Annotated in this window: 20 protein-coding genes; 3 read left to right on the forward strand and 17 right to left on the reverse strand. The window is 48.9% G+C overall.

The genetic code is table 11. The features are described from left to right. Positions 1-6 precede the first annotated feature (6 nt). The 7 genes from K7P76_RS17740 to K7P76_RS17770 form a co-directional block, all read right to left on the reverse strand. Positions 7-654: a formyltransferase family protein gene (locus K7P76_RS17740; protein WP_232186654.1), complete on the reverse strand. Its 648-nt coding sequence runs from the start codon at positions 652-654 to the stop codon at positions 7-9. Next, complete coding sequence (gene pseG, locus K7P76_RS17745) at positions 648-1,682, reverse strand: UDP-2,4-diacetamido-2,4,6-trideoxy-beta-L-altropyranose hydrolase (protein ID WP_232186655.1); 1,035 nt, start codon at positions 1,680-1,682, stop codon at positions 648-650. Before pseG ends, K7P76_RS17740 begins: the two co-directional genes overlap by 7 nt. Further along, a complete protein-coding gene (pseC, locus tag K7P76_RS17750) occupies positions 1,679-2,878 on the reverse strand; it encodes a UDP-4-amino-4,6-dideoxy-N-acetyl-beta-L-altrosamine transaminase (protein WP_232186656.1) in 1,200 nt (399 codons plus the stop codon). The genes pseG and pseC overlap by 4 nt, the downstream gene beginning before the upstream one ends. Then, complete coding sequence (gene pseB / locus K7P76_RS17755) at positions 2,875-3,855, reverse strand: UDP-N-acetylglucosamine 4,6-dehydratase (inverting) (RefSeq protein ID WP_232186657.1); 981 nt, start codon at positions 3,853-3,855, stop codon at positions 2,875-2,877. The genes pseC and pseB overlap by 4 nt, the downstream gene beginning before the upstream one ends. Positions 3,856-3,965: 110 nt before the next feature. Next, entirely contained in the window at positions 3,966-5,255 is a 1,290-nt protein-coding gene (locus K7P76_RS17760; RefSeq protein ID WP_232186658.1) for an aminotransferase class III-fold pyridoxal phosphate-dependent enzyme, read from the reverse strand. Between the two features lie 13 nt (positions 5,256-5,268). Next, on the reverse strand, positions 5,269-6,150 hold the full coding sequence (locus K7P76_RS17765; RefSeq protein WP_232186659.1) for an aldo/keto reductase: 882 nt from the start codon (positions 6,148-6,150) through the stop codon (positions 5,269-5,271). Between the two features lie 22 nt (positions 6,151-6,172). Further along, positions 6,173-6,955, reverse strand: coding sequence for a cytidylyltransferase domain-containing protein (locus K7P76_RS17770; protein ID WP_232186660.1), 783 nt, complete (start codon positions 6,953-6,955; stop codon positions 6,173-6,175). Positions 6,956-7,084: 129 nt separating this feature from the next. On the opposite strand from K7P76_RS17770, the gene K7P76_RS17775 reads away from it, so the two are divergent. Genes K7P76_RS17775 through K7P76_RS17785 form a run of 3 tightly spaced genes read left to right on the forward strand, consistent with a single transcriptional unit; the run spans position 7,085 to position 11,327 of the window. Beyond that, positions 7,085-8,416, forward strand: coding sequence for a DUF4910 domain-containing protein (locus K7P76_RS17775; RefSeq protein WP_232186661.1), 1,332 nt, complete (start codon positions 7,085-7,087; stop codon positions 8,414-8,416). After that, positions 8,413-9,996 (forward strand): hypothetical protein, encoded by a 1,584-nt coding sequence (locus tag K7P76_RS17780; RefSeq protein ID WP_232186662.1) that lies wholly within the window; start codon positions 8,413-8,415, stop codon positions 9,994-9,996. Before K7P76_RS17775 ends, K7P76_RS17780 begins: the two co-directional genes overlap by 4 nt. A gap of 20 nt (positions 9,997-10,016) precedes the next feature. Continuing rightward, the gene (locus K7P76_RS17785; RefSeq protein WP_232186663.1) at positions 10,017-11,327 is read left to right on the forward strand and encodes a DUF4910 domain-containing protein; all 1,311 of its coding nucleotides are present in this window, start codon (positions 10,017-10,019) and stop codon (positions 11,325-11,327) included. 335 nt (positions 11,328-11,662) lie between these two features. Here K7P76_RS17785 and K7P76_RS17790 read toward each other — a convergent pair whose 3' ends face one another. The 10 genes from K7P76_RS17790 to galU form a co-directional block, all read right to left on the reverse strand. After that, a complete protein-coding gene (locus K7P76_RS17790) occupies positions 11,663-12,586 on the reverse strand; it encodes a transposase (protein WP_232186664.1) in 924 nt (307 codons plus the stop codon). Positions 12,587-12,907: 321 nt separating this feature from the next. Then, positions 12,908-13,471: a putative colanic acid biosynthesis acetyltransferase gene (locus K7P76_RS17795; protein ID WP_232186665.1), complete on the reverse strand. Its 564-nt coding sequence runs from the start codon at positions 13,469-13,471 to the stop codon at positions 12,908-12,910. Then, the gene (locus tag K7P76_RS17800; protein WP_232186666.1) at positions 13,468-14,742 is read right to left on the reverse strand and encodes a glycosyltransferase WbuB; all 1,275 of its coding nucleotides are present in this window, start codon (positions 14,740-14,742) and stop codon (positions 13,468-13,470) included. Before K7P76_RS17800 ends, K7P76_RS17795 begins: the two co-directional genes overlap by 4 nt. A 32-nt stretch (positions 14,743-14,774) precedes the next feature. Then, positions 14,775-16,130, reverse strand: coding sequence for a sugar phosphate nucleotidyltransferase (locus K7P76_RS17805; protein ID WP_232186667.1), 1,356 nt, complete (start codon positions 16,128-16,130; stop codon positions 14,775-14,777). A gap of 26 nt (positions 16,131-16,156) precedes the next feature. Continuing rightward, the gene (locus K7P76_RS17810; RefSeq protein ID WP_232186668.1) at positions 16,157-17,305 is read right to left on the reverse strand and encodes a glycosyltransferase family 4 protein; all 1,149 of its coding nucleotides are present in this window, start codon (positions 17,303-17,305) and stop codon (positions 16,157-16,159) included. Continuing rightward, positions 17,298-18,440, reverse strand: coding sequence for a glycosyltransferase family 4 protein (locus tag K7P76_RS17815; protein WP_232186669.1), 1,143 nt, complete (start codon positions 18,438-18,440; stop codon positions 17,298-17,300). Before K7P76_RS17815 ends, K7P76_RS17810 begins: the two co-directional genes overlap by 8 nt. After that, positions 18,437-19,474: a GDP-mannose 4,6-dehydratase gene (gene gmd / locus K7P76_RS17820; protein WP_232186670.1), complete on the reverse strand. Its 1,038-nt coding sequence runs from the start codon at positions 19,472-19,474 to the stop codon at positions 18,437-18,439. Before gmd ends, K7P76_RS17815 begins: the two co-directional genes overlap by 4 nt. Positions 19,475-19,482: 8 nt before the next feature. Further along, the gene (locus K7P76_RS17825) at positions 19,483-20,436 is read right to left on the reverse strand and encodes a GDP-L-fucose synthase family protein (protein ID WP_232186671.1); all 954 of its coding nucleotides are present in this window, start codon (positions 20,434-20,436) and stop codon (positions 19,483-19,485) included. 14 nt (positions 20,437-20,450) lie between these two features. Then, positions 20,451-21,137, reverse strand: coding sequence for a sugar transferase (locus K7P76_RS17830; RefSeq protein ID WP_232186672.1), 687 nt, complete (start codon positions 21,135-21,137; stop codon positions 20,451-20,453). A gap of 25 nt (positions 21,138-21,162) precedes the next feature. After that, positions 21,163-22,050, reverse strand: a complete 888-nt coding sequence (galU, locus tag K7P76_RS17835; RefSeq protein ID WP_232186766.1) for a UTP--glucose-1-phosphate uridylyltransferase GalU — start codon at positions 22,048-22,050, stop codon at positions 21,163-21,165. Positions 22,051-22,061: the final 11 nt, after the last annotated feature.

A 22,061-nucleotide genomic window follows, 5' to 3' on the forward strand; every position in this document is an offset into this window, starting at 1 on the left:
CATTATTCACCTTCTTTTCTCTACTTTGACCTCGAACGTGCATCCGTTCAGTTCAAAATAACAGGGATAACGTGCATTATCGGCAACGCGCATTAACTGGAATTGCTCACGAATCGAGCGATCCGGGTCCAACCTGCTGTCCTCCGGAGTCCTGCGCGGATAGTAGCTGCTTTCTCCTTGCTGCGGCTCCGCTTGCGCTAGGACCCCAGGATATTGCTCTAGAAATTGATTGCATAATGCGATGCTTTTTCTTCCCAGCTCCATCCTCATTTCGCCTATTAATTCCGTCCCCTGGAATACGAGTTTCTCTCTCAAGTAAATAGGCCCGTTATCCACTTTATCCGCCGCTTCGAAAAGCACGACGGGGATCTCGTTGTCGCCTTGCAATATTTTCCACGTTAGAGGTGACCAGCCCTTTCCTTTCGGCAGATCGCTGGCATGCACGACCAAATTGTGTGAATTGAGCGCGAGAAGCGCCGGCGGGACAATTTGTTCGCAGCCTAGGAAGAAGGCGATGTCGCCGGACGTTAAATCCTTCACATCATGAGTCCACACGATTTCCTCTGCATATTTTTTCAAAGAATACAGCCACTTGGGAATAAAGTCGTTTATCCAGTTTTTACGATCGCTCACGACCGTTATTTTTTTCAGCATTTCAGCAACTCCTTTACCGTGCGATCTACTCCAAGGCCATCCACAAGCCTTGTACCTTTGACGGACATGTTCGTCATTTCCGCCGTACTGTGCATTAAACCGAGCACTCTATCTCGAATATGCGCGGCTTGGACCTGCTCCGCTCTACCTAACAAGGAGATAACGCCCAACTCCGAGGCGTTCTCCGACAATTCAACCTGATTGTCCGCTGTCATGATCACGATGGCAGGAAGACCCAGACAGCATCTTTCCCACGTCGTCGTCCCCCCTGAGCCGATCGCCAAATCGGCTTCTCGCATAAGAGTGGCAACATCGTCCACATGATCGAAACACTCGACTTGATTAAGCCTCAGACACATTTCACGAATACGTTCCGCTTGCGAATTGATTTTTCCCATCAGAACCTTAACCTTCACCTTATCCGTTAGCAGCGGCTCAAGCGCTTGAAGCGTCTTCATCGTCTCTCCGGTCATGTCGGCTCCGCCGAACGATACGAGTATGCTGCGAATATCGCCGCTGCGCCATATGTACTCTCTTTCTCTGGCAAACTCAGGTCTTAGCAACGCGTACTTGGGGCCTAGCAGCATCGTACAGCTTTCCTCAACGAGCCCTTCATAACGCTTGTTTCCATCCCGGTAAGGATTCTGGTCCAATAGCAGATCGCACCTATGCGATCGATCCGCCAGATCGTCGATTACCAACACCCGTTTCGCATGAGGACGCAAGACGGATTCGTATTTCGCTTCGAGTCCATAATGATCAATAATAAGCCAGTCGATCGGCAACTTCTCTTGAGTCACATAAGCAAGCGTAAATTCGGCATCGGTTTCCCAGTTGCTTTCCGCTGGAGGAATTGGATAAACGCCATATCCACGGCTGCGAATAAACGAAATTAAATTCCCCTCCAGCTCCCGACAAACGAAACTAATTTCCGCATGCGGCCTTAGCCGGTCTGCCAATGTCAAGCAACGTATGACGTGGCCAGTGCCGATATGCACCGATGCGTCCGTCCGTATTAAAATTTTCATCCGGCAACCGTTGTCTTCATGCATTCGCTTAACACTTGACGAACCGTATGAATGACATCTTCCACATCTTCATCCGTCATAGCAGGGTACAGCGGCAACGTTAATATTGTTTCATATAGCTGTTCCGCTTTGCGGCATAGCCCCGGCGGATAACCGAGACGCTCATAATACGGGTGTAAATAGACCGGAATATAATGGAGGTTAACTCCGATATTCTCGCGAATCAGACGATCGAAGATCTCATCGCGTCCCACGTTCAACCGCTGCAAATTCAACCGAATTACGTACAAATGCCAACTGGATTCCCCTGATCCTTCCTGATAGGGAGTATCTAGAATATCCAAATCCCGGAAAGCTTGGTTATAGGTTTGGGCAATGGCCCTTCTTCTGCCGACGAAGTCATCCAGCTTGTCCAATTGGCTTATCGCTAGCGCGGCGGCAATATCGGTAAGGCGGTAATTAAAGCCGAGCGTCTGCATTTCGTAATACCATTTGCCCGGAGTAGCATGCTCCAAATAAGAAGGATCGCGTACGATTCCGTGATTGCGGAAATCTAGGAGCTTGCGGTAATAGACCTCATTGTCAGTCGTAATGACGCCGCCTTCTCCCGCCGTAATATGCTTCACCGGATGTAAGCTGAACATAGTCATATGGCTGACGGAACCAATCTTAAGCGATTTATAAGTGGCGCCCAATGCATGCGCGGCATCTTCTATGACAATGAGGCCATATTGGTTGGCTAGCTCATGGATTTTCGTTAGGTTTGCCGGCTGCCCCGCGAAATCAACGGGAATAATCGCTTTCGTCCGATCCGTAATCAAGCTTTCGACCGCTCGCGGGTCCAAATTATAGGTTTGCTCGTCAATATCGGCGAATACGGGCGTCCCGCCTTGATAAAGAATACAATTGGCGCTGGCAACGAAAGTGAGCGGGGTCGTAATGACCTCATCGCCTTCGCCGATTCCGGCGGCATGACAGGCTGCATGCAAAGCCGCCGTCCCATTAGCGAATGCAACGGCGTAACGCGCTCCGACTTTCTCGGCGAGCTTGCCCTCGAATTCAGGGACAAGCGGTCCCGTTGTTAAGTAATCCCCTCGAAGCACCGCGCTAACCGCTTCTATGTCCCGTTCATCGATCCATTGGCGGCCATACGGCAGAAAGGTCGTTCTCCGGGGCCGTTCCGCTGGCCGGTTCATGCATATTCCCCCAAGTACTGCCGAATTTCATCGTCCGACAGCCAATGACTATTCGTGTGGCTGCTATAACTGAAACGTTCGTGAAGAGGAACGCCGCCATAGTAGTCAAGCTCATGGTCATCGAGCCAAGCGGGATATTCGGGTTTAATGACAAAATATCGGTCGAACTCCACCGTCTTGCGGGCATCATCCTCCGTTATCATCGACTCATGAAGCTTCTCGCCGGGACGTATGCCAATGTAGTCCATCTGGCATTCAGGCGCAATAACCCGTGCCAGATCGACAATCTTGACGCTTGGAATTTTCGGAACGAATATTTCTCCGCCCTTCATCCAGCCCAAACAGTCTTGAACGAATTGAACCCCTTGATCCAAAGTAATCCAGAACCGCGTCATTCGTTCGTCGGTAATCGGAAGCCGGCCCGTAGAGCGTAATTTGTGGAAAAAAGGAATAACGCTGCCGCGACTGCCTGCGACATTGCCGTACCTTACTACGGCAAATCTCGTAGGTACGTCCCCGACATAGGAGTTCGCCGCCACGAACAGCTTGTCCGATGCCAGCTTTGTCGCCCCGTACAGATTAATAGGATTCGCCGCTTTATCGGTGCTAAGAGCGATAACGCGTTTTACGCCGCGGTTGATCGCTGCGTCGATCACGTTCTGCGCTCCCAGAATATTCGTACGCACCGCTTCGAACGGGTTATATTCGCAGGCGGTGACATGCTTGAGCGCGGCGGCATGAACAACGATATCAACCCCGTCGAATGCGCGGTTCAAACGTTCCGCATCCCTGACGTCCCCGATGAAAAACCGCATTCTCGGGTCCGAAAATTCTTGGCTCATCTCATATTGCTTCAACTCGTCCCGGCTCAACACGATGACCTTGCGAACGTCCATCTCCAACATTTTGCGCACGAACTTTTTGCCGAATGAACCGGTTCCTCCCGTTACCAACACGACTTTCCCGTTAAAATCCATGAAGCTCTCTCTTCCCTTCTAGAACGATACGTTTTGTTATTATAGCTTCATAATATGTTACATATTGTATCATGTCAAGCCATAAAATGTCGTTAATTGGTAAACTTTTTCTATCTGATTTTGAAAAGCGGCTCCAAAGGACGGCAACGAAGCCGATGCGCCAAATTTCTTTCGGTTATTGCCCGTTTTATGTCGTGCAGTACTTCGTCGTAAGCGCCCAGCAGCGTCTCAATATCGGAATCGGAATGGGCAAAGCTTATATTATGAGAGCCTACGGTCAGAATTCCTCGAGCCAGCATTTCCTGCAAATAGAAGGTTTTGATTTCCCACGAGCTATACTCGGCTGTATCCTGAATAACTAAGAACGACCACACGGAGCTTCCTGCCACCGATAACGTTTGCTCCAGCTCATACTTGCGAATGAGTGCCGTGAGCCCGTCTACCACCTTGCGGCCTTTAGAATGGAGGGCCGGAATGACCGGCTTCTCTTCCATCTTCTTGATCGTGGCGAGTGCCGCGGCAAGGGATAACGTTTCTCCTCCGAAAGTAAAAGAGAAAAAGATATCCTCCATGCCCTTCATGATTTCCCTCTTCCCGACAACGGCGGAAATCGGGTACCCATTGGCCATTCCCTTTCCGAAAGTAGCCAAATCCGGCGTTACCCCGTAGCTTCGCTGCGCACCTCCAAGGTCAAATCTGAAACCGGTAATCGTCTCGTCAAAGACTAAAACCGAACCGTTCTGACCGCATAACCGCTTAACCCCTTCCAGAAATCCCGGTTCCGGCCGAGCCACATTCATCGGCTCTAGAATAACCGCGGCAATTTGTCCCGGATATTCGGCGAATAGCTTTTCCAGCGTGTCTAGACGGTTGTAAGTAAAAGAATGCGTCAGTTCCCGAACCGCTAGGGGAACTCCCAGATGTCTCGCCGTTGATCCGATGTACCAATCCTGCCAGCCGTGATAACCGCAGACCGCTACATGGTCCCTGCCGGTATGCGCCCTAGCCAATCGGATCGCACCCGCCGTAGCATCCGATCCGTTCTTGCCGAATCGAACCATCTCCGCGCACGGAATGAGCTCCGTCAGCTTCTCCGCAACGAGCATCTCCAGCTTGTGCGGCAAACTGAAGGATACGCCGTTGTCCATCTGAAGCTTAACCGCAGCATCCACATCGGGATCGCGATAACCTAGCGTGACGGCACCCAAGCTGTTCACGAAATCGATATATTCGTTCCCATCCGCATCCCATACACGGCTTCCTAATCCTCTTTCAATGAAATAGGGGGACACCTCGTGCGGATATTGCGTTTTGCTCTTGCTAAATGTTTGGCTGCCGAGCGGAATCGTATGTAATGCCCGGCTTAACAGAGCTTCGGATTGCGCATAACGAGTCGACATCTAATCACCTTTTTCAATTGATTTTCCATTGGTATGGATTAAGGAGCCCTGGATCCGATAAGGATAAACCCGAGTAATCGAGCTGTATTCTGGATTGCCTCACGGACGAAACAAGCTGAAGCAATTGCTCGCAGTTGTTAACGCCGCATAGGAATACGTCGATTTCAGGCAACTCATTTACAAAGGACAATGCGGCATCGATCGGATCAATGGCCTGTTCGGACAAGAAACTGCGATACTTCTGAATTTGAGCTTTGTAGGGTTGAAAATAGGCCGGCAATTGATGAGGCTCCATGCAGAGCAAACCTTGCAACAACACCGAACGGGCGTGCACTTCTATTCCCCGTTCCTTGCACCGCCTTAAAAATCCGTTGCGAACAAGCCTTTGATCGAAGAGGTTAACCGGAGCTTGAATGAGATCAATCGGATAACGATCGATGATTTCTTCGATCCCTTCCTCCGGATAGACGGATACGCCAACCTTGATAGCCAGTCCGCGTCTCTTGCACTTCTGCAGCCACCTCATGATTTCATCTCCATAAATAGAGAGAAGATCGTCCGCACGGTGCAAAATGAGTCCGTATACGAAGCTCTGGTGCAGGTTCGACAAGGAGTCCTCCAATAACCTGTCGGCTTCACCCGGGTCGAATGCCCCGCCATCTTGCGGCACTAATCTCGGCAGCTTCGTCGTAATGCGAAAGGAATGCTCTCTAGGCAGCAGCAATCCAAGCACTTTCTCGCTGACTCCGTAGGTGGATGCCGTGTCCAGCACCGAAATTCCGGATTGTGCCGCAGCCGATAATACATCCAGCGCTTCCTCCAATGAAGTTTTTCCCTGCCTGTTCGATACCCCGTAGTCCATTCCGAATTGAACCGTTCCTAACCCTAGCTTCACTCTTCCATCCCTCCATCTCTGATTACTGTGCAGCGAGACTATCGAATAACTTTGATTTTTCCAATCCCTCGTTGCGCAATATGCCGTTATTTATTTCATTCAGATCCGGGTATCTTCTAAGGATTTCAACCCATTGCTCTAATGAGGCCGTGCGCGGGGACAAGCCCTCGTCCTGTTGTGCCTTTTCAATTAAGGCATTTAGGAATATGTAATCCTTCTCTTCATCTAACGTCCATCTGAGATGGGAATAGTTAATCCGTGACTCCATGTTGGCTTGCGGGAACAAGTCTGGCCGGCTATGAATGTATGGCGTGACATGCTCTCTTTCGGAGCCCTGTCTCGCTTCTTTCCATGCCCGCTCCAAAGCCACATAAGAGAAAACCTCTACATCAAGACCGTCGGGAAAAGTCGGAGGATGGATATTCGATACATAGTGAAGTTGCGGAAATTGCTCCAAGTACTTCCCGATTACGGCATCCACGACCTGAGGATCGATCAAGGGACAATCTCCCGTAATTCTGACGACGGCATCCGCTTTCACGATGCTCGCAGCCCGATAATAGCGATCGAGAACATCGTTTTCCTGACCGCGATACACGGCAATATTGAGCCTCTCCATCGCAGCCGCCACAGCGTCGTCCTTCTCTGAATCGCTCGTTGCCACGACGATTTCATGAACGTGGCGACAGTACGAGAGCCGCTCATGTATCAATTGCAGAACCGTAATCCCGTCTAACATGCGAAGCACTTTGCCCGGCAAGCGGGACGAACCCATTCGGGCTTGAATGATGATCGCTACCTTCATCTTCTTCACTCCTAATCTCCTAAAAACAGCATTGACTCCCCTCGATTTGTAGTATAAAGTAAAATCATCGTCGATACAATATGTAACATTAATATTCCAAATTGTATACTTACAGGAGGTATTTAAGAAATGGAAGCCTATAGCATGAGCCGCCAAAGAATGAAAGATTTGATCGAGCCTTATTACATGCTGAATCGCATTACCGTAGGAGATGACACTTCTTTGTTTGCCCGCAGTCTTGCTACGCAATTAAATACGAATCTTCTATCCATCCCCTCAGGAACAAGCTGTTTGACTTGGACCATTCCCGACAAGTGGGTCGTACGGGAAGCTTATATCGAGACGCTAAGCGGGAAACGGATCGCGGACTTTGCCTGGAATCCTCTCTATTTGAATTCCTATTCCATCCCCTTCTCCGGCGTCATCTCTCGCGAAGAGCTTCTTAAGCATGTCTCCTCCCACCCCGAGCTGGAGGATCGGTTAATTTACCTCAATCGCTGGCAGTATCACAAAAACCATACGCAATGGGCCTTCAGCGTCCCGCAATCGACAATTAATAATCTCTCGGAAGACAGCTACCGGGTACATATCGATACTTCTTTCGAGCCGGGCACCCTAGACGTTATCGATTGGGTGTTGCCGGGCAACTCGACGGATACCGTGTTTTTCGCCGCCCATACGTGCCACCCCGGACAAGTTAACGACGGAATCGCTTGCATTGCCGTACTTGCGGAGCTTTTCTTGTATTTACGTTCGCTGCCTAATAGGCACTATACATATCGCTTAATCTTAGGCCCCGAGTATTACGCCGCAGCCGCGGTACTGCAGTATGGCAATGGCATAGAAAATCTTCGTTACGGCTTCTACTTAGATATGATGGCGAATTCTTTACCCTTCAGCTTCTCCCGTTCTTTTCACGGAAACAGTTATGCGGATCGAATAACCCGAAGCGTTCTGGCCAACTACGACACGGATCGCTTGGACGCGCCTTACCGCAGCTTATACGGTAACGACGAGATGTTCTATGACGGCCCTGGCTTCGAAATTCCTACGGTATGCCTATGCCGCCATCCCTATCTTTTCTATCACACGGACTTCGATGATCTTGAACATTGCGATTTCGACAAGTTGGAGGAATCTCTCGACATGCTTAAGGATATTGTCGAAACGTTCGAGACCGATAACGTACCGACTCGCAATTATGAAGGCCCGCTTTATTTAACCGACTACAATTTGTACATCGATCCCAAAATCGACCAGAGAGGCTACGCCGCTTTGCAGGAAATCCAAATTCTGATGAACGGGGAGAGAAGCTGTCTGGACATTGCGGAGACGATCGGAGTTGATTTTCTATTCGTGCGGAATTTCGTTAACGAGCTTAGCAAACACGGTTTGGTAACATTGAGCCGCTCCAACGCAGCGACCGCTCGATCCTATCTACAAGCGGAGGCGATGAAATGAGAAGCTATCATAATCACCTGCTCCAAACTGCTGCTCCTGCCGCAGCAGCCTTAACTCTTAAACCAACGTTTCGTTCTTCGGCTATTTTTCCCGTATTTCAATTGCCCGGAATAAAAACGCGAATCTGCTTCCTTGGCTATTGGATGGTCAAGCGCAGCATTCCGGAAATCCAGTCCGTCGTTACGCTTCGTTCAAAGGACGGCACTATCTTAATCCGAACAACGCAGCTAATTACGGAAGCCAAAGCTTACCGCATAGAGCTCGAACACTTGCTTCAAGCGGCGGATAAAGGAGATCAAGCGGAATATACCGGCAGCTTGGAGATCGAATTCTTTTCCTCCCGTGACCTCGTATTCCCTTATCCGGCAGTCGTCGTTAATTATTACGGCCCGGAATTCGGCAGTGTCGTGCATACCGCCCAGCGGGTTTACAACGATGCCGAGGATCGCCGCACCAATGAAGAAGCCCTAGTATCGGAAGCCGGGTTTAACCTCTATGCCGATGGAGATCGCGAACCCTTCTTCTCTTTTATTAACGGAATAGAATACGTACGCAACGGGCGGATCTCGATGAAATTTTTCAACAGCCGGAAACAAACGATGGATTTCCATATCGAAGTCCCTCTTCTCGCTCCTTATGAGACGACTGTTATTTATCCGGATCGCCATACGGACCTGCAAGGCTTTCTGGACGGGAAACCGGGCACGGCTCGAATCAACTTCGACGTAAACTGGGTATTCCCCCGGATCGTTGCCGGCAATCTGCAGCATTCCAAAAAAGCGATGAGCGTAACTCACACCTATTACGATTGCACCGCAAGATCAGGCAAAGAGGATTATTGGCACGAACCGCAAGAGGGGTGGCATTCAGCCAGTATGCTCATTCCCGTGTCCGTGTCCGGCGAACGCCTGACCCATGTCAATTTCTACCCGATTTACTCTCCTTGCGAATTGGAAATGGATGTGGAGCTCTATGACACCGATGGCAATCTGCTCGGAACCAAGAACAACGCCCAAACCATCTCGCCAACCGACAATCGACTTCAGACGTTAGATATTAAGGCGCTTTGCCGTGATCTCGGCGTGAGCCGCGACCAGAAACTAAGCGCAAACTTAATAGCCCGCCCCGTTCGCAGCAGCAGACTTCCGACACGCTTAAAGGTCGGTCTGGATTATGGTTTAAACGACAGCTCCCTCACCTGCAACATCTGTAAAACAATGGATGTGTTCAATCCGACACTCGAGCATAAGAAAAGCAGCTTTCACTGGGCTCCGGTCATTGCCGATCAAGAAGACGGCATCGTCTGGATTATGAACAGCAGTCCGAAGAACCCTTACGTGCGTTCGGCTTCGATCAACTTAACGTTTTATCGCGAGCAAGATACGGAAACGATTGTCCGGCAGTTATTCCTGATGCCCAATGGCACCTATTGCTTGCGTTTGAGCGAAGACCTGCAGCTGCAAGCCTTCTTCAGCTATCAAATAGGCTGGTACACTTGCGTTTCCGACAATCCTTATATCAAAACCTATTACTTATGCGAGGGCAGCTCCGGCATCGTCGGCGGCGACCACGATTTTTAATGATGCGGAGGAATTATCATATGCTTATGGACTTATTTGACCGGCTGTTTCCCATCAACCGCAGCATCACCGGCGACGGCGTGAGGGAATCGCTCAGCATTCTGGGAGAAATCGTTCCGATCTCACAGAAAGAATACCCGAGCGGTACCGAATGCTTCGACTGGACGGTTCCCAAAGAGTGGAACGTGCGTTCAGCATTCGTGAAAGACGGACAGGGCCGCACGCTTATCGATTTTAAGGAAAACAACCTTCATCTAATGGGCTATAGTACCCCTTTCCAGGGTTACGTGTCTCGGGAGGAGCTTATGGAGCACCTTTATACCCGGCCGGATCTCCCCGATGCTATCCCTTATGTTATGTCTTACTACAAGGAAAACTGGGGTTTTTGCGTGGAGCACAGCCGGTTGGCGGAATTTAAGGACGAATGGTACGAGGTCGTCATCGACTCCGAGCTGAAGGATGGTCATATGACGATCGGAGAAGGTTTTATTCAAGGCTCCTCGGGCCGGGAAATCTTGCTGTCTACTTATGTTTGCCATCCGTCCATGGCTATTAACGAGCTGTCCGGCCCGCTCGTTCAGACTATGGTCTATCGCTATCTGCAACAAAGAGAAGGGGACTTAAAATATAGCTACCGGTTCCTCTATGTTCCCGAGACAATCGGATCCCTACTCTATCTGAGCCAGCATGGGGATGAACTGAAACGCAACGTGGCAGCCGGATATGTCGTAACTTGCGTCGGTCACGGAGAGGCATTCACCTATAAGAAGAGCAAACAAGCCAACACTTTAGCCGACAAGGCAGCCATGCATGTCCTGAAGCAGTCCGGCAAGTTGCATAAGGTCGTCGATTGGAATCCATTCGGAAGCGACGAACGCCAATATTGCAGCCAAGCCTTTAAGCTGCCGATGGGAAGCCTCATGCGCACGATGTACGGAGAATATCCGGAGTACCACACTTCCCTGGACAATCGCTCCCTTATTTCCGAGGAGGTGCTGGAAGAAACGGTTCAGATGTACATCGATCTCATTGAGACGCTTGAAGCTAATGAAACCTATGAATGCACTCATATTCACGGAGAGCCCAAATTAGACAAGCGAGGATTATATCCATACACGGGGGGAACGCGAACGAAAGCTCAGCAACGTCAAATATCGGCCATTACGAACCTGCTAGCATTCAGCGATGGCTCTCACGATCTAATGGACATTGCAGAGAAGCTGAATGTAATGGGCAAAGATTTACGGGAAGCAGCGCTGCTCCTCGAGCAGCATGGATTATTGCGTAACGTGAGCAGTGCACGATATGACCTGTTAACTCAGATGGGTTAAAGCCAAGGATGCAACGCCATTAGCGATCTGGTGGGAAGAGTAATGCACTGGGTATAGCCGTCCATGATATATTGAATCAAGATAGACCGTCAGGGAATCCTGACGGTCTATCGCTGTTCGGTAACTAAGTCGGCTCAGTGAATTTTACCCGAAATCCCCGTCGCTCAGGCGAATCGTCAATCAAACACCGATAGGCGAAGTATGCCTTCAAACCCCTTTTGCCCGAAATCCCCGTCGCTCAGGGAAATATTTTAAGCAACGTTTATTGCTATACGAACCAGATTCCCTCCATAGGAATTGTTGCTCAACAAACGTTTATCCTCCGTAACCATGGACTAGCTGGCGATGACATGGTTTTGAACGGCTGTTCGAGGAAGGCGATAGGATCGACGGTTCGTCGTTGCAATCAACTCCGGGTATGTTATCGTCGATCGGGTCGCACAATCCTGTAACAAGATTTGACAGATGGCCTTCCCTTTACGGTTATACATATAGCAGTAATGATCCAAATACACCTGCAAATGCTTAGGACCTATGCCCCCGAATTTCCAACTAAGCCACCATCCTGCCGCTCCGCATACGCCGCGCAGTGGATGTCCGAGGATTCGGTTCTCTTTTTTGTCATGGCGACGAGCCATGATCGTCTTTGCCGCAGGGACCACGAATTGCGCGATAAAAGGCGCTACATCTGGCGAGGTGCGCCTGTCCGGGAGCGTCTTCTTGTCGAACCATTTGATTTTAATGTGGGTCTTCTCTCCATCTTCCGCTTCCGAAACGCCGGCCAGCAGCGCTTGCTCCTTCTTCTGCCACTCCCCGCTTGCTAGCGGAATTCGAGGATAAAGTACCGCATCGGTCACTTTGACAAGCCCGCTCAGCAATACCTCTGCCTCCGCCTGAGACATGGCATAGCGTAGCTTGTGGCAGATGAGCCAGGCTGTTTTATAGGTAACGCTAATGACCTGAGAAAGTTGCAAAGCGTTAATGCCATCCGGGCGCGCATGAAGATAGATAGCCTGAAACCACAAACGAAGAGGCGTGCGGGTGCGCTCCATAACGGTACCGGAGGTCAAGGAAGGCTGGGCTTTACAAGCGCGGCATTCATAGAGGGGGAGACGACGCGTATGGATGAGATAAGCTTGCGAGTGCCCGCAGCGTGGGCAGCGGAAACCGTCCGGCCATTTCGCCGCGAACAAAGCGGAAATGCAGTCGGCCTCTGTGGCATACTGGTCGCAGAAAGCTTCGAAAGAAACATTTTCCATCACGCACACCCCTATCACGAACGTTTGTTCCTATCTAAATTTTACCAAACATACGTTCGTACTGCAAGCGATACTTCAAGTTTTATCCATAAATTAATCAGTCCTGAGCGAGCGGGATTTCGGGCAAAAGGTTGGTTGGGGGCAATAGGAGCGTGATGAATCACTTAAACTTTCTTAACTGTCAAATAAACGGCGGTAAACGTTTGTATCGAGCGATCAGATGAGTATAGAGACATGCAATTTTATATTTTATGATCGTCGAACAAAGAAATCGTTCCTTGGTTAAATGGTTGGGTGGTACCACCTTTAACCAAGGAACGATTAGTCCAATGAGGCTTCAAACCGTTGCTTCACATATTTAGCAGGCGTTCCGGCTTGCACCTCGTTGGCCGGTATGTCATGCAGAACCGTGCTCCGGGCGGCAACGACAGCCATTGGCCCGATCGTTACTCCGGGATATACGAATACGTCGCTGGCTATCCATGCACCGTCTTCGATCCGAATGGGCTTAACTACGAGCGAAAACGTAGGATCGTCCGCTTGATGGCTTCCCGTGCACAAGTAACTATTCTGCGAGACGACGCAGTGGTGTCCAATTGTAATAGCATCCAGACTGTACAATTCGGCGTTATCTCCAATCCAGGTGTGCTCGCCGACCTTCACTTTCCATGGATACGTTATTTTCGCTGTCGGCCGTATTTTGACACCCTTGCCTATGTCTGCCCCGAACAGCTTTAACAACCATCCCCGCCAACGATACATCGGCTGCAGCGAAAATCGGAACAAGGTCCCTTGCACGAACCACCATAACAGCACCGTGATCCCGCTTCTGCCTCTGGAGTAACCCTCCTGATTGTACAAATCCAGACGGATAAGATTATTCACGCCATTTCGACCCCTAATTCGCTCATATTTTGTTGGAACATATACATGACCGAGTCGTAGCCTAAGTGATTCACCGCATAATCTCTCGCGTGGACCCCGCATAACTTACGGTCATCCGATCGTTCGGCTAACGACACTAAAGCCTCAGCCAGCTTATCGGGATCCTCCGGCGGAACTAGAATGCCCGCCATAGACTGCTGTATGACCGCATGTACGGATGTCGACTCTTCCGCCGTGGCGATTACGGCCTTCCCGCTAGCCAGCATCCCTGTCAGCTTGGATGGCATAACTAAATCGGAAGCGTTCCTCTTCTGCATCAGAAGATGGACGTCGGCCATATTAAGCAACTCGTTTAATTTCTCTGCAGGCTGCAAAGGAAGGAACCTCACGTTCGTTAAGTTCTGATCCCGGACTCGCTCCATAAGCTTGGTCTTCGTCATTCCTTCCCCGCACAGCATAAAAGCGATATGAGGCATCGATCGTAGTTTTTCCGCCGTGTCCAATACCGTTTCCAGCCCTTGTTTCTCCCCCATGTTACCGGAATAGAGCACGACTAAATCTTCTTTCTTGTAGCCCATTTCCTGCCTATAACTTTCCCTGGCCCCTTCAGGAAGCGGATGTATGGCCGATACATCAACCCAATTGGGGAAAAGCTTGATTTTGTCGGAGGATACTCCCTTGTTCCGAAGTCGTTGAGTCATCGCTTCGCTAATTGAAGAGACGGTATCGAAACGGCGCATAAGCCAGCCTTCCAAGCCGGTAATCCATGATTTCAACCTTTTGTTATCCGGTAGAATGCCCAGCTCGAATGCGGCATCCACCTCAAAGTCTTGAACGTGCAGCCAAGTCTTGATTCTAAGAACTTTGGCCAGCAATACTGCCATTGGAGACAACGCGAGCGGAGGCTCCACAACGAGGCAAACATCAGGCCGCCATAACATATGCCTTACTAATACGGGAATGCTGGACAATGCAAAGGAAAATAGGTGCAGCAGCCTTTTTAATCCAGAGCCCGAGCTGGGAACCCATACCGGACAGCGCCAAACACTCGCCCCATTCCATCGCTCGGTAGAATAACGATAAGCCGAGTAACCCTGCTGCACTTTCCAGTGAGGGTAATAGGGTGGAGCCGTAATGACTCGCACCTCGTAACCATGCTCCGTCAGCCAACTGACCATTTCCCCGTTATATTTTCCGATACCGGTTAGTTCAGGGGCGAAATTGATACTGTACAGCAATAGCTTTGTTCGTCGTGACGATGTTGATTTCATTATTCTCATTCAACTCCCGCATATCCAACATACTAGACAGCCGCTTCTCCCCATGAGCAGGAAATTTCAACGACATCTCCCCGGTGCAAAATGCCGCCCATTTGAATTTCGATCATTTCCAAATCCGTGATCGCCTTTAGACCGTGTTTCGCGCGCGGCGGAATCTGGCATATCGAACCTGCTTCGACGGGTATCGTTACGCCATCGAGATAAACTTCTCCTTTGCCGCTAAGGATGTTCCACACTTCGTTTCTTTGAAAATGAACCTCGACCCCTTTCTGCTTGCCGGCGGCCATTGATAGGCGCGATGTCATGATTTCCTTGTCCTCGTCCAGGAAATAATGATCCAGCACCTTGGCTGTTCCCCATTGGTGCTCCTCGTACATAGGTCTTTGATCGAATAAAACCAATTCCTTCAGACGCGTACTAGCCGCTTTATCCGATACGAGAATGCCATCCGGGCTTACGGCCACGACAATGTTGGACAACCCGAGCACCGTAACCGGAATATGCATCTCGTTAATAATGTGAGTATTGCGGGAATCCTCGCTCATGACGCCTTTACCCATCTGAGAGACGGCCATTTCTTCGGTTAACGTATTCCAAGTACCAAGGTCCTTCCAATATCCTTCGTAAGGCAGCATGATGATTCGATCGCTTTTTTCAACGACCTCGTAGTCGAAGCTTATTTTCTTTAACAGATGATACCGTTTAGCTAACTGCTCGTACTGCAGCGAAATGCCTTGCTCATAAAGATGAGTTATCAAATAATCCAATTTGAACGCGAATACTCCGCAATTCCACATCGCTTGCTCCGACTCGATCAACCTTCCGGCTTCCGTTTCGTCCGGTTTCTCGCAGAAGCCTTTTACTTTGCGATAGACCTTGCCTTCCCCACGATCCTCAGGAACGATATACCCGTACTTAGATGAAGGATACGTCGGCTTAACGCCGACCAGCGCCAAATTCGCCGAAGATTCGATCAGCAGCTGGTCCAACTGCTTCAAATTCTCGAAGAAGTTGTCCTCGACATAAGAATCGACGGGCAGCACGATGATAGTCTCATCCAGGTTCACGCCTTGAACGGAATATAAATAGGAGGCTGCGAGAGCAATAGCAGGGAACGTATCCCGCCTCTCAGGCTCAACGATTATAGGAGCATCCGGGCCGATTTGCTGGCTGATCATATCCACTTGATTAGAGCTTGTTGCGAACAGCGTGCTCTCAGCCATTCCCACATTGTTCAACTGACGCCATACGCGTTGCAGCATCGATTCCATTTGCCTGTCAGGACCGCGCAATATTTTCAGAAACTGTTTGGATCTCGCGTCATTGGACAACGGCCAGAGTCTCTTGCCCGACCCGCCGGAAAGCAAAATCATTTTCATTTATATTCCTCGCTTTCGCCGTTCCTCTATCCGATGTGCAAAAATTGATCATAGTGGTCGCCGAATTTTTCTTGGGTAAGCATGGATGCATATTCATTAAGCAAGTCTCTTTCATCCGCACCATTACCGTTAAATCGATCAATCGCCTCATGCAGCTTCCGGGCCAAATCATCGGTATGATCGGTTTCGAAGGTTAAGCCTAGTTGAAAATGCTGGATAGTGAACCCGACTTCCCCGTGATTAGGGCCGATGATCAGCTTGTTGCGCGCTGCCCCTTCTATTAACGGGCCACTTTGGGCGGAGTATAAGCTCCGATAAGGCAATACGACGGAATCACAGGTTTGAAAATAGAAATTCGCCGCTTCGGAGGATATATATTTCAAATCATAAAATACCTTCCCCGATAATCCGTATTGTTGAATGAACCGCCTTATATCCTCTTTATTGAAATAATCCTCGGAGCCGGCAACGATAAGGGTAAATTCGTCGTCTTTCAGCTGCGAAGCGGCCTCGAGCAGCAAGTCGATCCCCTTATCGTATCTAAGTCCTCCGAAACATAAGAAATAAGGGCGCTTGTAAGCAACTAATTCCTGCTTGATCTGATTGACTTCCTGATTCTCGTCCCCTGCCACGTCGTGATGGTGAAATGACGGAAAATAGATCGTAACCACCTGCCGGCTCCGGGCTGCACCCAATCGAGCGACGATTTTTTTCTTAGTCAACTCGCCATGAACGACGATACGATCAATCATCTTCAGCTGTAATAAGATATAGAACGCTCTTTCCTTCCATTTCCTCGTTGGATACCAATGCAGAGTGCCCGTAATCTTGAATCCAAATAAACAGGGCAGCAAGAGCAGGAGTGAAACAATGCTGCTGTCCATGAATAATAGATGGATTTTGCGATAGCCGTTTTTGCGAGCGAATCTGAGCATGTGGAACAAAATAACGGTTCGGCTCCATACGCTCATAATCCCCTCTCTCGGAGGAAGCGTTATGTTGCGAAGGATAATTCCTTCATCTTTCAGTTCGCGAATAATGTGCGGATCGTTCGTTTCCGTATAATAGCAAATGCGTTTGGACGTTCCTTCCTTTTTCATATGCTTCATAATGACGGAATTATAATTGTAATGGTGCCCGTCGTTGGAAAGATCGTAAAATAAAATGTCATCCAATTAACTCAGCATCCCTATTCACAGACGGGGTTTCCAGAAAGGCGTCGAACCATTCCATATGTCTGGAAGCCATCTGTTTGATGGTATAGCTTTTGGATTTTATCAAGCTTGCCGCCCCAAATTCTTGTCTAATGGAATCGTGCTCCAATAAGAATTTGCATTTATGAATCAACCCGCCGATATCCGAAGCTTCAACGACAAATCCGTTGCTTCCGTTCTCGATCAGGCTGTAAGCGGCACCCGCCCCCGTCGTTGTCACGACCGGCAGACCAAACGTCATCGCTTCATTAATGACCAACCCCCATACATCGTAGCGGGTAGGCAGTATGAACAAATCGGCCGCTTTATAAAATTCGATCAACTGCTCCCTGCTCATGAAGTCTTTAATAATGACATTCTTGAGTCGATAATCGCGAATGATTTTGTAATACTCTTCTTTTAACGGACCTCCGCCAACGATAACAAGCGATGTTTCTCCATTATCCAATGAACTGAAGGATTCTATTATTTCCGAGAAGTTCTTGCGGGGAATGAACTGACCGACGGATAGGATAACCTTCTGTTTCAGGCGTTCTTTGAGCTTAAATTCCTTCAGCCGTTGGGGGGGCATCGGACTTAGCTCGATCTCGTTATAGGTCAGGGAAGAAAAAGGATACTCGTAAATGAATTTGGGATCCGCGCCGTAATGAATTAAATATTGGGTGCAATGGCTGCCGGATGATAGCCAGCCCGTTGCCGAGGAAATAAAATACTTTTTAAGCTTATACTTCATTTTGTTCTCTTCCGCCACGAAGCCGCCATCCGAATTGAGCAAAAACGGAATTTTGTTGGATTTAAGCCAGCGGATAGCGGCCATTTCCGTCGGAGAGCTATAACATCCAAGGACATATATATCAAACTTGCTTTTTTTGAGCAGCTTGATAATAGACCAGTTCACGTGCTTGTCTATTCCGACGGTGATGCCCTTAAGAAATTCGCTCGTAAAGTTCATCGCTTGTTTGTCTACATTCCATTGACGGTTGGATTCCGATTCCGCTTCAAACCATACCGTCAGATTGCAATGCTTACCCAATTCGTTGAAAAATTCTACCCGGTAGGGCGAAGGAATATTCGTGATAAAGAGGACGTTCATCATACCACTTCACTCCAGCTTGCCGCGACTAGCGGATTAGAGAAATCATAACCCTGCAACTTATACGGATTAAACGAATCCATTTGGTTTAACTTAAGATCCGAATCCACCATCATCTGTATCAATTGCACGAAGCCAACCTTGCATTCCCAGCCCAACTGCTGCTTAGCCTTGCTAGCATCCCCCAACAGCAGATCGACTTCGGCGGGCCTGTGGTATTTCTCATCGTTGACGACGTAGTCCTTATAATCCAATCCGACATAAGAGAAAGCCACCTCTAGCAGCTCTCTTACGGAATGGGTCTCGCCGGTGGCAATGACGTAATCGGAAGCCGTATCCTGCTGAAGCATCAGCCACATCGCCTGAACGTAATCGCCGGCGAATCCCCAATCTCTGAGCGCTTCAAGATTTCCCATCCGAAGCTCCGACTGCAGACCGAGCTTAATCCGCGCCACTGCATTCGTCACCTTCCGGGTCACGAACTCTATTCCCCTGCGCGGAGATTCATGGTTAAACAGAATTCCCGAGCAAGCGAATAAATTAAAGCTTTCCCGGTAATTGACGGTCATCCAATGCGCATATACTTTGGCCACGCCGTAAGGGCTTCTAGGATAGAAAGGCGTGCTTTCCTTTTGCGGCGTTTCGAGCACCTTGCCGAACATTTCGCTGCTGGACGCTTGATAGAAACGAGCGCTCGGTTTAACGAGACGAAACGCCTCCAACATGTTCGTTACGCCAACGGCTGTTAGTTCGCTTGTTAAGAGCGGCTGCGGCCAAGATGTCTCGACATACGATTGCGCGGCCAGATTATATATTTCATCCGGATCCGCAATCTGTATCGCTCTAATCAAAGAACTTAAATCGGATAAGTCGCCGTCGATAATTTCGATTTTGTCCGCGATATGCTCGATATTCGTGTAATTCGGAGTACTTGTCCTTCTTCGTACTCCGAATACCCGATATCCTTTATGAAGTAAAAACTCAGCAAGATAAGAACCGTCTTGACCGGTAATGCCGGTGATTAGAGCTCTTTTCATATTTCCTCCTAATGTTCGCTTGCAAGCGCTAGATTTTGTTGGCTCTTTAAATACCACGTATAAGTGTTCTCAATCCCAGCTCTTAAGGGTATTCGAGCACGCCATCCCAGCTCTGAAATCTTCGTGATATCCAACTGTTTTTTGGGCGTTCCATCCGGCATATCGCTGTTGAATAGAAGCTGCCCTTCATAACCGGTAACGGCGCTCACGAGATGAGCGAGCTCCGCAATCGAAATATCATCGCCGACTCCGACGTTGATGATTTCTTGATCATTGTAATGATTCATCAAGAACAAACACGCATCAGCCAAATCATCGACATGAAGAAACTCGCGATAGGGCTTCCCGGTCCCCCATATTTCCACGACAGGCTGCCCATCCATTTTCGCATCGTGCATCTTCCTTAATAACGCAGGCAATACATGGGAGGTATGAGTATCGAAATTATCATAAGGGCCATATAAATTCGTAGGCATAACAGAGATAAAATTAGTCCCGTATTGGCGATTGTACGCTTGGCACATGGTGATGCCCGCAATTTTGGCAACGGCGTACGGCTCATTCGTCGGCTCCAAGGCACCGGATAATAAATACTGTTCTTTCAAAGGCTGCGGGGCGTGCTTAGGGTAAATACAGCTGCTTCCCAAGAAAATGAGTTTGGTTACTTTATTCTTGTAAGCCGCGTCTATAACATGGGTTTGAATGAGCAGGTTGTCTCGGATAAATTCCGCGGGATAATCCCGATTGGCGACAATACCTCCGACTTTAGCGGCAGCGAGAAACACATATTCAATGGATTCCTTCTGGAAAAAGTCGGAGACGGCAACCGGATTTCTCAAATCCAATTCACGGCTTGTTCTGCATACGATATTGAAATAACCGGCCGACTGCAATTTCCTGACGATAGCCGATCCGACCATGCCTTTGTGGCCAGCAACGTAAATTTTTGAATTTTTATCCATTTCAAACCCTCGTCTCAGTAAGCATCTTTAGATCGAATCATGACGATGATCGTAAGAAATATCAGCTTGATATCAAACCAAATCGATCTTTCCTTCATATATTTCAGATCAAGCTCTACCATTGCTTTGAAGTCTATGGCACTGCGGCCGCTTACTTGCCACAGCCCCGTACACCCTGGTACAACCTGAAGCCGTTGTCTATCGTAGGCAGAATAGTTTTCTACTTCTTGTGGCAATGGAGGTCTCGGACCTACCATGCTCATATTGCCTTTAAGCACATTGATGAATTGCGGGAGCTCGTCGAGACTCGTTCGTCTAATGAATCGTCCGACCCGTGTAATACGGGGATCGTTCTTCATCTTAAACATGGCCCCGTTGATTTCGTTCAGATGCAGCAGTTCATCCAAGATCTGATTCGCGTTGCTGACCATCGACCTGAATTTGTACATCTGGAACGGCTTGCCGTTTCTCCCTACTCGCGTTTGTTGAAAAAATATTTTTCCTTTCGGATCGTCCCATTTAATAGCTAAGGCCACCAATAGATAAACCGGTGAGAAGACAATTATTCCAATTGAAGCCAATATAATGTCTAACATTCTTTTTGGTAGCTCCTGATGCACTCCCATTCGGCGGACTTCAGAACCTTGATAAAGAAAGTAGGGTTTCGACTCTATCTCTAAGTCGGCTTCTCTCGAAATCATTAAGGACCACTCCTATGAATCTTCTTTATATTTTCGTTGTTTTCATTTTGTTTAAGATGTCTTCCATAACGTTAATGAGGGGAAACTTTAACTCATCATTCCGAAGCGCGAACTCCAAGGTCGTAGTAATAAATCCGAGCTTGTCCCCCACATCGTACCGTTTGCCTTCGAACTGATAAGCAAATACTTGGTCCAATTCATTAAGCTGTTGAATGGCATCCGTTAATTGAATTTCGCCGCCCGCGCCAGGCTGCTGGTTTTCTAATAGGCGGAAAATATCGGGAGTTAGAATGTACCTCCCAAGAACGGCCAGATTGGAGGATACCGTACCCCAAGGAGGCTTCTCGATTAATTGCGATATAGCCGCCAATCTCCCTTGGTTTTCATTGGGTACTACGATTCCATACCGATCCGTTTCTTCCATAGGCACAGGTTGGACGCCGATAATCGATTTCTGCGTAAAATCGAATTGCATCATCAATTGCTTTAAGCAGGGGATTTCCGCTTGCACGATATCGTCTCCGAGCAATACCGCAAAGGGCTCGTTCCCAATAAACTTTCTTGCGCACCAGACGGCATGCCCTAAACCAAGCGGTTCCCGTTGCCGAATGTAATGAATGTCGACCAGATTGGATGACCGTTTAACTTCCTCGAGAAGCTTGAGCTTGTTTTTCTCGAATAGCGTATGCTCGAGCTCGAAGTGGCTGTCGAAATGGTCTTCGATCGCCCTTTTCCCTTTTCCGGTCACGATGATGATTTCCTCGATTCCGGACTGAACGGCCTCCTCCACGATATATTGAATGGTAGGCTTGTCCACGATCGGAAGCATTTCCTTGGGCATTGCTTTCGTCGCCGGCAAGAAACGCGTCCCTAACCCTGCTGCCGGAATGATTGCTTTCTTGACTCTTTTCATTAAGTTCATGA

The organism is Cohnella silvisoli (assembly GCF_021190915.1).
Classification (GTDB): Bacteria; Bacillota; Bacilli; order Paenibacillales; family Paenibacillaceae; genus Cohnella; species Cohnella silvisoli.